The 13,723-nt window shown below is 71.7% G+C and carries 13 protein-coding genes; 11 read left to right on the forward strand and 2 right to left on the reverse strand.

What is annotated here, in order from left to right; all coding sequences use genetic code 11:
* Window positions 1-108: 108 nt before the first annotated feature.
* Entirely contained in the window at window positions 109-927 is an 819-nt protein-coding gene (locus ACGFNP_RS24610) for a DUF4253 domain-containing protein (RefSeq protein WP_358315198.1), read from the forward strand.
* An 85-nt stretch (window positions 928-1,012) separates the two neighbouring features.
* Here ACGFNP_RS24610 and ACGFNP_RS24615 read toward each other — a convergent pair whose 3' ends face one another.
* Window positions 1,013-1,846, reverse strand: coding sequence for an SAM-dependent methyltransferase (locus tag ACGFNP_RS24615; RefSeq protein ID WP_358315201.1), 834 nt, complete (start codon window positions 1,844-1,846; stop codon window positions 1,013-1,015).
* A 165-nt stretch (window positions 1,847-2,011) separates the two neighbouring features.
* Window positions 2,012-3,262 (reverse strand): Scr1 family TA system antitoxin-like transcriptional regulator, encoded by a 1,251-nt coding sequence (locus ACGFNP_RS24620; protein WP_393322391.1) that lies wholly within the window; start codon window positions 3,260-3,262, stop codon window positions 2,012-2,014.
* Window positions 3,263-3,480: 218 nt separating this feature from the next.
* Between ACGFNP_RS24620 and ACGFNP_RS24625 the strand changes: the two genes are divergently transcribed.
* The 10 genes from ACGFNP_RS24625 (at window position 3,481) to ACGFNP_RS24670 (ending at window position 13,600) form a co-directional block, all read left to right on the forward strand.
* Window positions 3,481-4,257, forward strand: a complete 777-nt coding sequence (locus ACGFNP_RS24625; protein ID WP_358315207.1) for a hypothetical protein — start codon at window positions 3,481-3,483, stop codon at window positions 4,255-4,257.
* The gene (locus tag ACGFNP_RS24630) at window positions 4,254-5,849 is read left to right on the forward strand and encodes an MFS transporter (protein WP_358315209.1); all 1,596 of its coding nucleotides are present in this window, start codon (window positions 4,254-4,256) and stop codon (window positions 5,847-5,849) included. The genes ACGFNP_RS24625 and ACGFNP_RS24630 overlap by 4 nt, the downstream gene beginning before the upstream one ends.
* 11 nt (window positions 5,850-5,860) lie before the next feature.
* On the forward strand, window positions 5,861-6,190 hold the full coding sequence (locus ACGFNP_RS24635; RefSeq protein WP_358315212.1) for a hypothetical protein: 330 nt from the start codon (window positions 5,861-5,863) through the stop codon (window positions 6,188-6,190).
* Between the two features lie 52 nt (window positions 6,191-6,242).
* Window positions 6,243-6,440, forward strand: coding sequence for a hypothetical protein (locus ACGFNP_RS24640; protein ID WP_214635801.1), 198 nt, complete (start codon window positions 6,243-6,245; stop codon window positions 6,438-6,440).
* Window positions 6,441-6,538: 98 nt separating this feature from the next.
* Complete coding sequence (locus ACGFNP_RS24645) at window positions 6,539-6,835, forward strand: hypothetical protein (RefSeq protein WP_358315218.1); 297 nt, start codon at window positions 6,539-6,541, stop codon at window positions 6,833-6,835.
* The gene (locus tag ACGFNP_RS24650) at window positions 6,835-7,560 is read left to right on the forward strand and encodes a hypothetical protein (protein WP_358315221.1); all 726 of its coding nucleotides are present in this window, start codon (window positions 6,835-6,837) and stop codon (window positions 7,558-7,560) included. Before ACGFNP_RS24645 ends, ACGFNP_RS24650 begins: the two co-directional genes overlap by 1 nt.
* Window positions 7,557-8,753 (forward strand): FAD-dependent oxidoreductase, encoded by a 1,197-nt coding sequence (locus ACGFNP_RS24655; RefSeq protein ID WP_393322397.1) that lies wholly within the window; start codon window positions 7,557-7,559, stop codon window positions 8,751-8,753. The genes ACGFNP_RS24650 and ACGFNP_RS24655 overlap by 4 nt, the downstream gene beginning before the upstream one ends.
* The gene (locus ACGFNP_RS24660) at window positions 8,746-9,555 is read left to right on the forward strand and encodes an aspartate/glutamate racemase family protein (protein WP_358315225.1); all 810 of its coding nucleotides are present in this window, start codon (window positions 8,746-8,748) and stop codon (window positions 9,553-9,555) included. Before ACGFNP_RS24655 ends, ACGFNP_RS24660 begins: the two co-directional genes overlap by 8 nt.
* A 5-nt stretch (window positions 9,556-9,560) precedes the next feature.
* Window positions 9,561-10,538, forward strand: coding sequence for a porphobilinogen synthase (gene hemB, locus ACGFNP_RS24665; RefSeq protein ID WP_358315228.1), 978 nt, complete (start codon window positions 9,561-9,563; stop codon window positions 10,536-10,538).
* A gap of 44 nt (window positions 10,539-10,582) precedes the next feature.
* Entirely contained in the window at window positions 10,583-13,600 is a 3,018-nt protein-coding gene (locus ACGFNP_RS24670) for a hypothetical protein (protein ID WP_393322401.1), read from the forward strand.
* Window positions 13,601-13,723 lie beyond the last annotated feature (123 nt).

Below are 13,723 nucleotides of genomic sequence, written 5' to 3' on the forward strand. Positions count from 1 at the left end.
GTGGCCGGCAGAAGATTCGCCTGTACGGGATCGCCCAGGACAAAAGTCCTGGAGCAACCGTCGGGACTACCATCTCCGAGACAGGATTCGGTAGTGAAACGGTAGGGCATGAACGATCATCAGCTGCCACGTGAGGTGTGCCAGCTGTTCGCCGACGGCGGCAGAGGGCGGCTCCTGCCGGTCGGCCTGCCCGAGGGCGACGTCGTCTGGCCCGATCCCGGCTACACGCACCAGGGCGAGGCGGCCAGGCCAGCGTTCTGGATGAGCGACGAGGCCGTGGCGGGCACTGACTGGGCGCGGTTTCGGACCGCCCACCCGCGTAGCGGCCTGTGGCCCGTCCTGCTGGACGAGTCCGCGCAGCCCTGGTCGATCGGCCAGGTCGTGCCGGACGAGGTGCTGATGATCGAGCACTTCACGGCCGAGGGGTTCATGGCCGAGGTGTGGCAGGAGTGGGTCGGCAAGATGCCGCCGGACGCCCTGGAGGAGCTGGAGCCGTTCGGCGCGCTCTGTCCGGGCCCGGCGCCGCCTGGGGTGCTGAGGGCCGACCCGGGCGCCGTCGCCGACTGGTACGCCGGTGAGCTGTCGGCCAGGGGCCTGCCGCTCGGCCTGGTCGCCGCGCACCGGGGCGCCGACGCGCTGGCCGTGATGGGCTGGCAGGGGGCGCTGCACCACAACGAGTGGATGGTGCCGCTGGCGGCGGTGGTACGCAGCTGGGAGGACCGGTTCGGGGTCCGCGTGGTCGGCGTCGGCTTCAACACGCTGGAGCTGAGCGTCGCCGCACCGCCGGTCGAGCCCGAGCACGCGCTGCACGTGGCGGCCGAGCACTGGACCTTCTGCCCGGACAACGTCGTCCAGGGGCCGGGCGATCTGCACAGTTACGCCGAGCAGATCATCGGCCGGCATTACTGGTCGTTCTGGTGGGACTAGCCCTGGACCCTGAGGGTCCGGCCGGTGCACCGGGCCGGACCCTCGGTCGCGGGGGGCACCCGCGAAGGCGCCATGGCCGGGCGTATCAGGGAAGGCGGGCCACGGCGCCGTAATTGCCCGACGAACTCGGCTGGTCCGCACACGGGGAGTCCAAGCCGTCGGGCCGCCAGAGCGGGACCCACACCAGTCCCGGCTCCAGCAGTTCGAGACCGTCCAGCAAGGCCGCCACCTCGGCACGCGAGCGGATCACGTGTCCCGGCAGCGTCATCGCGAGCAGGTCGTTGATGGCGGGCAGCAGTTCGGCGGGGATCCCGTCGAAGGTGGTCTGAAGGAGCCCCAGGTAGCTGCCGTCCACGACGGCGTGGCGCAGGCGCTTGATCACGAAGGACGCCAGCTCGTCGTCGTTGAGGCTGTGAGTGGACAGGAGCAACACCCCGACAGGCCGTTCCCAGTCGATGAACCGGGCCACGACCTCGTCGGCGAGCAGCTCGTCGATCTGTCGTACGTCACCTTCCACGACCCGTACCAGGTCGTGGACGCGCTCGATGGTGACGTGGGCACTGGCCAGGACCATGGGGTCGTTCTCGACATAGACCACGCGAACGTCAGAGGCGGCCGAGGCGTCGCGGGCGACGTCATGTAACTGATGTCCGGGCGGCAGCGCGCTGGGCACGCCACTGCCGATGATCAGGAACTGGTCGATGCCGGAGCCGGCCAGATGGCTCACCACCCGTGCCAGGTAGCGGAGGACGGCTCGTGCGGCGGAGCCGGTGACCGGAACCGCCTCGTCGTAACGGCGCACCGCATCACTGTCAACCTCGAAATGGTTCTTTCCCCCCGCGGCGGCGTCGAGTATTCGGGTGACACTCGCGCGGGTGGTGTCAAGGTTGGTCAGATTTCGGATGGCACGCTGACGCATTGAGTGTTGCCCCTTTCCCCTCGCCAGGAAGAAAGTTGATCCCACTGACCCCACTCATTTGGTCCAACAATACCAATGATCCATCAACGCCCGGATCTGACAATAGAAAGAGCAATATTTGTTGGGAAATATCCATTTCCCGTTGTGGCGCGGGGAAGTGTCAGATCATCTATGGGTCAGACGGTCACGGTGCGCATACAGCAACTCGTGGGTTTCGTCGCCCATGGTGGTGGTGACCGACAGCTTGGTGAAGGCCTGGTGATAGGCCTCGACCGCGGCCGCATCGGTGATCACTTCATCGGAGTCGATGGCGTGGGCGCAGGCCACATCGGGCTCGAAGGCCTCCGGGAAGCGCCACATGGTGAACGATCCGCTACGGGGCAGATAGATCGGATCGTCGATCGGCACGATGTGCAGCGAGATGTTGGGCCGCTTCGCGTACTCGATCAGCCGGTCGAGCTGAGCCGCCTGCGTCTGGAGGTCGGCGATCGAGCGCAGCAGGACGCTCTCGTCGATCACCGCCCACAGCACGGGGCCGTCGCCATGGTTCAGCAGCGCCTGGCGGGAGCGGATCAGGCCCACGGCCGCGTCGGCCGACGTCTGGCCGAGCCCGGCGTTGCCCGCCACCTCGATGGCGGCCCGCGCGTAGGCCTCGGTCTGCAGCAGCGGCGGGACGAGCTGGGTCTGGTAGGTGCGGATCAGCGAGGCCCGCTGCTCCAGCGCGTACGTCGCGGCCATCCAGACGGGCACGGAGCCGGCGTCGTACCAGGAGGGCGGGCGTTCGCCGCGAGCCAGCGACAGGACGTACTCGCGGGTCGGCGGGGCGGTCACGCCGTAGAGGGTGAGCAGGCGCTCGACCGTGACGGGCGCGGGCGTGACGCGGCCCTCCTCGATCGCGCCGATGGCGGCGGCGCCCCGGCCCAGGGAGGTCTCGACCTCCTCCGGCGACATGCGCGCGATCAGCCGGAGGTTGCGCAGGCGGTCGCCGAGCGCTTCGCGTTGCGGCTCGGTCAGCGGGGCCGCGGCCTCGGGGATCTCGGGGGCGGTGGTCTCCGGTTGCTCGGGCAATCCCTCGGCCGCGCGCGCGAGCCCTATCACGCCACGCAGGACACTCAGCGACCCGTCGGAGAGCCCGGAGGCGGACGCGCCGATCGCGGCGGCCCGCAACTGGAGCTCCTCGACCGCGCCGGAGTCCACGGCGTCCTCGCCCAGCAGCCAGCCCACGCTCACCTGGAGGCAGGCGGCGAGGGCGCGTAGCACCTGGAGGGTCGGGTTGGTCTGCTTGCCCGTGCGCAACTGGCTGACGTAGGCGCGCGTGATCGGGATGCCGGCTTCGGTGAGGGCCGCGGCAAGTTGAGCCCCCGAAAAGCCGCGCTTGCTCAGAGCGAGATCGAGTCGCTCGGCGAAGTTCGCCACTCGTACCTCCCAGCCGCCACAAGCCTCCAGCGTAAAGGAAGCCTGGCTCGCCGTCCCCTGCCCCGCGGGAAGCGAAACTCCGCAGCGGGAGGTCAATGTATACGAAAACTGTCAGTTGACACAACGAGCGGGGGACGCCCACTATCGTACTGATCGTGGTAACTGAGACTTGACAGCCGGAGGGTTCTGGAGAGTCTCCGGCGAGGAGGTGGCCGGACGTGACCGTCGATTCCGTCGATTCCAAGGTCCGTTCCTGGTTCTCGAAGAATCCGGCCCCGCCCGCGCAGGCGAACGTGATCAGACGCGTCTGCGCTCGGGCGGCCCCAGAGAGGAATGTGATCCATGTAGCCGAGCTGCCACTTGGCGGCGTACAGGTCTGGGTGGACGACACCCCCGACCGGTGGAGTGTGCAACACCGCATGGCCCGCGAGCTGCGGCTCGCCGGGTGGCACACGGAGGCGGGCGCCGATCGCCTGCTGGTGCTCGGTTGGAGCGCCGACTGCCTGCACCACCGCGCCCGCATGCTGGCCGCGGCGCTGAGGGGCCGGCTGGCCGACTTCGACCAGACCGCGGTCATGGCCGTCATGATCGCCAACCCGCTGAAGGACCGGGACCTGTCCGTCGACGAGATCACCCTCGAGGTGGAGACGCAGCTCAGCCGGTCGCTGCGCTGGCCCGACAGACTCGCCGACCTCGACGGGCTCGAACGCACCGCTACCGTGGAGCCGCTGCGGCTCAGGCTGGCGCAGATCGCCGGTCTGGAGGCCAAGGTGGCCCGCCGCTGTGCCGAGCACCTGGCCCTGGCCGCGCAGGTCGCCCTGACGCTGGCCGGCGGCGACGTGCCGTCCAGGGTCCGCACGAGCAGCCGCGACATCGGCCTGTCCGAGCGGGTCGTCGCCGCGAGCGTGCCGAACAACAGCCCGGTGCCGGTTCCCGCCGAACCCGTTCCGGCCCCGGTCGAGCCCGAACTCAGCTACGCGGAGTCGGCCCGATGACCTTGACGCCCATCCGCGAGGGCGTCACCGGTCCCATGGTGGTGCCCGCGATGCCGTCGGCTCGCCGGATCCGGGGGCGGTTCGCCGTACTGCGGCTGGTCGCCTCCGGGGTGGTGGTCGCCATCATGGCGGACAGCACCGCGACGACGTTGGCGATCCCCGTGCTCAGCCGAGACCCGCTGGCGGCGGCCCTGCCGCTGGCCGAGGTCACCTGGGTGAGCACGGTCAACTTCGCCGCGGTCGCGGCGCTGCTCGCCACCGCCGGACGCTTCGCCGACCTGCTGGGCAGGCGCAGCGTCCTCGCGCTCGGGCTGGCCCTGTACGGCCTGGGCGCGACGACGGTCATCGCCGCCCCGTCCTGGACCCTGCTCCTCACCGGGCGGGTGGCCCAGGGGGTGGGGGCGGCGCTGATGTTCCCCGCCTCGCTGGCGCTGCTGCTCGGCGAGCTGCCCGCCAACCGCCGCGCCGGAGCCATCGCGCTGTGGAGCGCGTCGTCCGGCATCGGGGCCCTGGCCCTGCAAGGGGGCGGGGGCTGGCTGCTGACCGAGTACGGCTGGCGCGGCCTGTTCCTGCCCGGCGCGGGACTCGCGGCGGCGCTGCTGATGCTCACCCCGGCGCTGCCCCGCAACCGCGGCACCAGGCAGGGCGTACCGGACCTGTTCGGCGCGGTCCTGCTGATCGGCGCGGTCGCGGGAGCGGTGCTGGCCATCTCCCAGGGCAGCCTGTGGGGCTGGACCTCCATGCGCACGCTGGCGTGCGCGGGAGGCGGCGGCCTGCTGTTGGCCGGGGCCATCGCGATCTCGTGGCGGCATCGCGCCGGAGCGATCGACATGAGCCTGTGGCGGCGTCCCGGCTTCCTGTGGGCCGGCGCCACCTCCTCCATGTACGGAGCCGCATCCTTCGTCGTGCTGGCCATGGGGCCGCTCTACCTGCGCAACGCCGAGTTCGACACGAGCACCATCGGCCTCTGGCTCACCCCGATCTCCATCGCCATGATCGTTTCAAGCCCGATGGCCGCACCGATCAGCCGGCGCATCGGCATCAACGGCGTCATCTATGGCGGTGCCCTCATGCTCGGCACGGGCTGTGCGCTGATGCTGGCCCAGCCGCACCCGAACCTGTGGTGCCTGTTGGGCGCGGTCATGCTGGGCACCGGGTTCGGCTTCCTGTCCACCGGAACGTTCATGGTCGGCTCGATGGCCGCCGACCCCAGCCAGTACGCCTCAGCGGTCGGCGCGATCAACACCGCGCGCATGCTCGGCGGAGCCATCGGCGTGGCCGGCGCCTCGGTGCTGGTCGACCATCCCATGCTGGCCGGACCGATGCCGGGCTTCTCCACGGTGCTGGTGGCCTGCCTGGCGGTGGCGGTCCTGCTCGGTGTCGCGGCACTGATCCGCGTAGCCGTCGCGGCCACCAGCAACCGGCCACGCCGTCCCTCCCTGCGAGAAGCGGAAGCGGAGCTGGTGTTGCTGCGCAGCCTGCTCGCCGAGCTCCGCGACAGCTTCGTCCAGGTCCGCAGCGAGGCCGAGCATGAGCTGGCCCGCTTCGGCGTCCGAGACCCGTCCGCATTCCGGACCCTTGACCAGCGCTGACAGGAGTGATCATGCTCGCGAACGAGACCCGCAGGCCGTACCCGCATCCCTACGAAGTGCGCTCGCCCAGCGTCCGGCACGTGCTGCCGCCAGGTGCCAGGCCCGATACCGACGACACACAGCCCGCGAGCATTCCACCCCAGAGCATTCCGCTACAGACCATTCCCCGTCAGAGCGGCCCCCGTCAGAGCAGCCCCACCCAGGCGGCCGCCAACGGCGGCGTGCCGCCGCAGACCCCGCCCGAGCTGACGGCGCGCACCGTCCACCGGCTTCGCCACATCCGGCAGGTGTCGGACCAGGCGATCAGCGTGATCGACCAGGCGCTCCACCAGCTTCCCTGACTCCTCTCAGGCCGTTCCTTGAACCCCCCAGGCTCCCTCGCAGGAGGAACTCATGCTCACCATCCAGGTCGAATCCCCGGCAGGACTGGCAGTAGATAGACAACGGGAGTTCGCCGATACCGTGATCGGGGCAGCGGTGGATCTCCTAGGAGTGGAGCGCGGCGAGATCCGGCTCGTCCTCACCGACTGGGACGAGGCGCGGGCGCGTCGGGAGGCGGCGTTCTGGGCCGCGGCTTGGTCGGGTTGCTGATGCCCGCCACCCTCGCCCGCCGGGCGACCGCCGGCGAAGGCGGGAACGCTCTGGGGGCTTCGTACCGCTGCCCTAATGGCTCCAGAAGGGTCCCAACGGTGCCGGTGCCGCCTACCGTCCCCGTCGTACAAGCACTGAAACGGAAGGCGGCCGCCGTCGCGGACGCCGAGCTCGGACGGCTTGCCTCCCGCGCGCCCAGCCTGGACGCCGCGGCCCGCGCCGAGATCAAGGACGCCGTCCAGCGGGTGGTCGACGCCTTCCTGCGCGAGCCGATCAGCCGGGTGACCAGCCATGCCGACTCCCCTCTGGGAGAGAGCTACGCGGACGCCTTATGTGAGCTGTTCTCCCTCGAACTGCCTGCTTTCTCACTCGACCATCCAGCCAGGAGCGCCTGATGAGCCGCGGCCGGGTCGGCGTGCTGGTACCGCCGGCGAATCCATCGGTGGAGCCCGAGCTGGCCCGGCTGTTCGGGTCCCGGGCCGACATGTACGTGAGCCGCTTCCCGGTACGGCCCGGCCTGACGCTGGCCGAGCGGCTGGAGACCTACAACGAGGTCCTGCCCGCGATGATCTGCTCGTTCGGCGACCTGCCGCTCGACGCACTGGTCATGGCGTGCAGCGGCTCGCGATATCTGTTCGCACCCGAGGAGGATCGTGAGAGGTGCGACAAGCTGAGCGGTGAGGCGGGCATCCCCTTCGCCTCGGCGACACTGGCGACGCGGGAGGCGCTGGAGCACATCGGGGCGCAGGAGTTCGTGCTCGTCTCGCCGTATCAGCCCTGGCTCACCGAACTCGCCGAACGGTTCTGGGCGGCGACGGGCCTGCGCGTCACCCGCGTGATACCGGTACGGGCGCAGGGCGGCTTCTCTCCGTACACCGTCACGCCGAACGAGCTGGTCGAGCAGGTGGAACAGGCCGGCCTGCCGGCCGACGCGGTGGTGCTGTTCAGCGGCACCGGGATGTCCACCCTGCCCGCGCTGGGGCCCCTGGGCGCCGGCAACGACCGGATCCTGCTCACCTCGAACCTGTGCAGCGCCTGGTGGGCGCTGGCGCACGCGACCGGTCAGCCGGTCACGCTCAGCCGGGTGCCCCACCGCCCGGTCGCGCAGGGGCGGTCATGAACGGCGTCACCGTGGTCGGCGCGGGCCCGGTCGGGCTGACCGCGGCGCTCACGCTGGCGCGGGCCGGCGTGCCGGTGACGGTCCTGGAACGCGAGCCGGGCCTCGGCCGGCAGTCACGGGCCTCGACCTTCCACCCGGCCACGCTCGACCTGCTGGAGGAGCTCGGGATCGCCACCGCGCTGATCGCCCGTGGCCGGGTGGTGGAGCGGGTCCAGTGGCGTGACCGGGCGGGCCGGGTGCTGGCCGAGATGCTGATGGGCAGCCTCGACGGCCTGACCGAGCACCCGTTCCGGCTGCACGCCGAGCAGTCCACGCTCACCGCGCTGCTGCTGGAGGCGCTGTCGGCCTACCCGGAGGCGGAGGTGCGCTTCGGCACCCCGGTCGACGGGATCGCCGAGGGCGGCACGGGCGTCCGGCTGCGCATCGGCCGCACATGGGCGCGGGCCCGCTACGTGGTCGCGGCGGACGGCGCGCACAGCACCGTGCGCAGCTCGCTCGGCCTGCCGTTCCCGCGCTCGGAGTATCCGACGCAGGCGCTGCGGGTCTTCACCGACTCACCGCTCGACGCGCTGCTGCCCGGCCTGGCGCCGCTGACCTACGTCCGCGACTCCCGCCAGTCGTGCAGCCTGCTGGCGCTGCCCGATCACTGGCGGATCATCATCAGGATCCCGGGCAACGCCCGCGACCCGCTCAATCCCCAGAACATCGCCAAACTGGTGCACCGCGCCCTGCCCACCGAGGAGACGCCGATCCGTGTGATCGGGGCCGACCGATACAGCCTGGCCCGCGGCGTGCTGGCCGACTACCGGTGCGGGCGGGTGCTGTTCGTCGGCGACGCCGCGCACCTGACCTCCACGGCCGGCGGCCTGAACATGAACGCCGGCATCCACGACGCCGTCGAGATCGGCCAGGTGCTCGCGGCCGTGCTCGGCGGATTCACCGCACCCGCCGCGCTGGACGCGTGGGCGTGGCGGCGGCGCACCGTACTGGTCAACCGGGTGATCCCGCGCAGCGAAGCGCGGGTGGCCGGTGTGCAGGACCGAGACACCACGAAGCTGGCGGCGGCCATGGCGGGGCTGCGCGCCATCGCCGGCGATCCGGAGTCCACCCGCGCCTACCTGGCGCAAGCCTCGATGCTCGACACGATGCCCGATCGCTCAAGGCCCCATCAATCTCACGTGAGGCATGGCTGACATGCGCATCTGGTTCCAGAAACACACCGTCGAGGGTCGGTCCGCCCTGCTGGACAAACTGTACGCCGAGCACTTATCCAAGATCACCGAACCCGGCACCGAGGTGGAGATCCACACGTTGCCGGCCGACACATACGGCACCGACCTGCCCGAGCACCTGGTCGGCTACGGGCAGCTGGGACTGCTGTTCGGCAACTACTTCGCCCAGACGGCCGTGGCGGCGGAACGCGACGGGTGCGCCGCCTGGATCAGCGGCGCGGGGCAGGACCCCGGGCTGGCCGCCGCCCGCTCACGCGTGTCGATCCCCGTGATCGGCTACGGCGACGCGGTCTGGCAGGCGGCGCGCATGGAGCGCCACCGGCTCGGCGTGCTGGGCTTCATCCCGTACCTGGCCGAACCGATCACCGAGAACATCCGGGCGGCGGGCGCCGACCTGGCCTCATATCAGGTGGTGGAGGACGGCACCACCCTCGTCCAGCGAGCCCTGGCCCAGGACTTCGGCCCGCTGCTCAAGGCGTACACCAGTGCCGCGAAACGGGCGGCGGACGCGGGCGCGCAGTGGCTGGTGCCCGCCGAAGGCATCCCGAACGAGATCCTCGTCCACCTCGGCGTGCACGAACTGCACGGCCTGCCGGTGATCGACCCGGACGGGCTGGCGGTCAAGACGGCCGAACACCTGTGCCACCTGCGCCGGCTCAACATCACCGCGCGCAGCACCAGCGGCTACTGGTATCGGCTCCCGCCCGCGGATGCTGTCAGGCACGCGGAACGTGTTTTCCTCGGCAAGGTAATCGGAGGCTAGGACCCATGAGCTTCCCCGCTGACCGTCCCCGCCGCCTGCGGCGCACATCCGCTCTGCGCGGCCTGGTCGCCGAAACGCGGCTGCATCCGGCCGACCTGGTGCAGCCCTTGTTCGTCCGCGAAGGACTCGACGAACCCCGTGAGATCCCCAGCATGCCCGGCCAGGTCCAGCACACCCGCGACAGCCTGCGCAAGGCGGCCTCGGCCGCGGCCACCGCGGGCGTCGGCGGCCTGCTGATCTTCGGCATCCCGGCCGAGAAGGACCCCGAAGGCTACGGCGCCTGGGACCCGTGCGGCATCGCGCAACTGGCCATCGCCGACGTCGCCAAGGAAGTGGGCGACGCCACCGTGGTGATCAGCGACATCAACCTGGACGAATACACCGAGCACGGCCAGGTCGGCGTCCTGGACGCGAGCGGCGACGTCGACAACGACGCCACCCTGCGTGCCTACGCCGAGGTCGCCATCGCCCAGGCCAACGCGGGCGCGCACGTGGTGGCGCCGAGCGGCATGATGGACGGCCAGGTCGCCGCCGTCAGGCAGGCGCTCGACCGGGCCGGCCACGATCGGGTGGCGATCCTGGCCTACGCCGCCAAGTACGACTCCGCCTTCTACGGCCCGTTCCGCGACGCCGTCGAATCGCGGCTGACCGGCACCCGCTCGACCGCCCAGCAGGATCCCGCCAACAGCCGCGAGGCGCTGCGCGAGGTGCTGCTGGACATCGAGGAGGGGGCCGACATGGTGATGGTCAAACCGGCGGGTCTGTATCTGGACGTCGTACGCATGGTGGCCGACGCGGTCCACGTGCCGGTCTCCGCGTACCAGACCTCCGGCGAGTACGCCGCGATCGAGGCCGCCGCCGCCCAGGGGTGGCTCGTCCGCGACCGCGCCATCCGGGAGAGCCTGACGGCGATCCGGCGGGCGGGCGCCGGGAGCGTGATCACCTACTGGGCGACGGAGATCGCGGAGCAGTTACCCGGCTGAGGCTTCTTCGGTGACTCTTCGGCTTTCAGCAGCTCTGGAAGGAGGTGGCACAGGTGATGTGGCGGACGTTGACCGAGGACGTACGTGATGAGATCCGCGACCTGTGCGACGAGTACGGGTCCCACCTCTACGACTACTGCCGGACGGAGCTCGCCCAGAGCGAGGCCGAACTGGCGGTCGCCGGAGCGCTGCTGTCAGCGCACGGTCACACGCACCGGGTCGTCGACTCCTCCCTGGTGCGGCCGTGGCTCTACGGGCTGGCCCGGGCGCATCGCGCGACCGTGGCCGGCCCCGCGAGCACCGGCTCGTGGTCGCGTTCCGGCCGGATGCCGGACCTGCTGCCCGAGGCTCTGCGCGCGCTGGACACCCTGCAGCGGGAGCTGCTCGACCTGTCCGTACGGCACGGGCTCACGCATCAGGAGATCGCGGTGATCTTCGATGTGACGCCCCCGGACGTGACGTCCATCGTGAGCGAGGCGGCCCGCGGGGTGGAGCGATGGTTCTCCGCCGTCATCGCCGCCCGGGCCGCCAACGGCTGCGGCCAGCTCGCCGCCAAGGTCTCGGCCTGGGCGACGACGCCCACGCGGCGCAACCGGGCCCGCATCAGCCGCCACATCCCCATCTGCCCCACGTGCCGGGCGGCGCCCCGGGCCGTGGTGGCGGCCACATTACTGCGTGAGCTGCCCATCGCCACCGCTCCACCCACGCTGCGCGACCGCCTGACGTGGGCCCAGCCGCTGCCGGACGCGGGCGAGCTGTGGCGCGTGGACGGGTTCCCCGTGCAGGTTCGGGGGCTGGTCGAGGCCGCTCCGATGCTGATCTCCCCGATCGCCGACCCCACGGCGGCGACCAGGGGAAGCTCCTGGCCGGCGGCGGGCGCGGCTGCCGCCGGCCAGGAGCGCAAACCCCACAGGAGCCACCGCGCTCCCACCACCGTCCCAACCCGACACAACAGACCAACCACCACCCCGGCCCGGCCCGACGCGCCACCCGCCATTCCGGCCCGACACGACGCGCCACCCGCCACCCCGCCTCGTCACGACGCCCCGGCCGCCATTCCGCTTCAGCGGTCCGACCCGGACGCGAGTCCGGCGCCTCGCGATCACGAGACCACCATTCCGCTCGCCCGGAAACCCGCTGCCGGCGTCCTTCCGCGGAGCGCCGCGGCTACTGGCCCGTCCGCTCCCGGCATCCTGGCCGCCCCCACGTTTGAGGCTCCGGCGGCTCCCCCACAAGGCGCCCCCACCAACCGCCAGCAGGACCGGAATGCGAGCCCAGCTGACTCACCACCGCCCGAGGTGACCTCGCCGCCACCTGAGCCGGTCTTGCGGCTGCCCGAAGCGGCCTCTCCGCCACCCCAGCCGGTCTTGCGGTTGCCTGGGCTGGTCATCGGTGGGCCTCCGGTGCCTGAAGTGCCCGCACAGAGTCGCCACGAGTTGGGCACGCCACCGGCCAACCCGCACGCGGCGACCGCGCCCACCGGCAACCGGCGACCTCGGACCGCCCCCATCGCCAAGCCGCCCACGCTGGGCGCCCCCGTCGGCAACCGGCCGCCTCTGGGCGCCCCCGTCGGCGAGCCACCTGCGCTGGGCGTCGACGACCCGCCCGTGCCGGGTGCGTCCACCGGCCAGGCGCCGCCGGATGCGTCCGATCGTGGTCCGGCGGCCGGTGCGGGGCCTCGTGGCCGGCACCCCTTCGGCGATCGTCACCGGGACGTCCTGGTGGCCACCGCCCGCGACAGGCAGGGCGTCTTCGTAGCGGCCAGCGGCACCCGCCGCGAAACCTCCGCCGCCAGGAGCCGCCCGGCCCCCTCGGCCCCGAGCAGCCGCCGGGACGCCACGACCACGAGCCCGCACCGGGACGCGGCCACGTCCGGTAACCGCCGGGACACCCCCACCCCAGACACCCACCGAGGCGCCGCGACCACCGCCCCCGGCACCCGCGGAGACGGACCGTTCGCCACGACAGGCACGCGTCCGGACACTCTGATCGCGACCACCGGCACCCGCCAGAACGCCCTGACCTCCACCCCCGCCACCCGCCGAAACGGACCGTTCAGCACAGCGGGCCAGGATGCTCTGCTCACCACCCACCGAAACGAGCCATTCACCACAAACCGCCCGGACGCCCTGTTCACCACCGCCGGAACCCACCGTGACGCCCTGATCATCGCCGGCGGCGAGCACCGAGACCTCCTGGTCGCGACCCCCAGCACCGACCTCGGCCCAGGAGGCGCCGAGCCGGACGCGGACATCTGGCGCGACCGCCCGGAGGACCCGGACTCGGAGTTCTGGCGCAACCGTCCCGACGACTTCGGGCCCGACGGCCGGTTCACCATCCGGTCCGTGGCCACGGTGGGGCTGCTCGTCGGCGCCGGGATGCTGGTGGCGAGCCTCGCCTGGTCCGGCCTTCAGAGCCGCCAGCGCCCCGCCATGTCCGAGACGCACACCACCCGCCTGTCGAACACCGGCACCATCCCGGCCGCACCACCGGCCAACGGCCCCAACGTCACGCTCAACCCCACGGTGGTCCCACCACCGGCCGGCGTGACGGCGACCGGCCCCGCGCCCACCCCGTCGGCCAAGGGCGACCCGAGTGCCACGGCAGCACCGTCCAAGCCGGAATCCAAGATGAGCGACACCCCCACCGGCGAGGTCCGGCCGCAGAAGATAGCCCTGCCCGGTCCCAATCCCCCGGTCGCGAGCCTGTCGCCGTCGTCGATCAACCTGGGCACCCGCCGTACCGGATCATTCAGGTTGGTTTGTCCGGGTGACTGTAAGATCACCGCGGTGTCCGGATCGAAGGGGATCGCGGTCTCCACGCACGCGTTCCGGGTGCGCGTGCCCGCCTCGCGGCCCGGCTGTCCGGGGCCGCCCGCCACCGAGTTCGGGCGGATCACCTTACGGTGGACCGGTACGTCCAGCGGCGACGGCGCGAACACCACGGGCGTCGCCCGCGGCAGCGGAACCCTCAACCTGCGCCTGTCCTGGACCGTGGCCAACGCCAAGGGAGCGTTCGTGGCCGACGGAAAGGGCGGCGGCTACTGGACGAACTGCGGATAGCTCCAGGAACCTCAGGTGGGGGGGGGGGGGGGGGGGCCCCCCCCGGGGGGGGGGGGGGGGGGGGGGGGGGGGCGGGGGGGGGGGGGGGGGGGGGGGGGGGGGGGGGGGGGGGGGGGGGGGGTA

It is taken from the genome of Nonomuraea sp. NPDC049269 (assembly GCF_043197155.1).
In the GTDB taxonomy this organism is placed as follows: domain Bacteria; phylum Actinomycetota; class Actinomycetes; order Streptosporangiales; family Streptosporangiaceae; genus Nonomuraea.

Excerpts from the sequence above, each read along its gene's own strand:
- ACGFNP_RS24610 (WP_358315198.1), top strand. The coding sequence starts at position 109 with ATGAACGATCATCAGCTGCCACGTGAGGTGTGCCAGCTGTTCGCCGAC.
- ACGFNP_RS24615 (WP_358315201.1), bottom strand. The coding sequence starts at position 1,846 with ATGCGTCAGCGTGCCATCCGAAATCTGACCAACCTTGACACCACCCGC.
- ACGFNP_RS24630 (WP_358315209.1), top strand. The coding sequence starts at position 4,254 with ATGACCTTGACGCCCATCCGCGAGGGCGTCACCGGTCCCATGGTGGTG.
- ACGFNP_RS24635 (WP_358315212.1), top strand. The coding sequence starts at position 5,861 with ATGCTCGCGAACGAGACCCGCAGGCCGTACCCGCATCCCTACGAAGTG.
- ACGFNP_RS24640 (WP_214635801.1), top strand. The coding sequence starts at position 6,243 with ATGCTCACCATCCAGGTCGAATCCCCGGCAGGACTGGCAGTAGATAGA.
- ACGFNP_RS24650 (WP_358315221.1), top strand. The coding sequence starts at position 6,835 with ATGAGCCGCGGCCGGGTCGGCGTGCTGGTACCGCCGGCGAATCCATCG.
- ACGFNP_RS24655 (WP_393322397.1), top strand. The coding sequence starts at position 7,557 with ATGAACGGCGTCACCGTGGTCGGCGCGGGCCCGGTCGGGCTGACCGCG.
- ACGFNP_RS24660 (WP_358315225.1), top strand. The coding sequence starts at position 8,746 with ATGGCTGACATGCGCATCTGGTTCCAGAAACACACCGTCGAGGGTCGG.
- hemB (WP_358315228.1), top strand. The coding sequence starts at position 9,561 with ATGAGCTTCCCCGCTGACCGTCCCCGCCGCCTGCGGCGCACATCCGCT.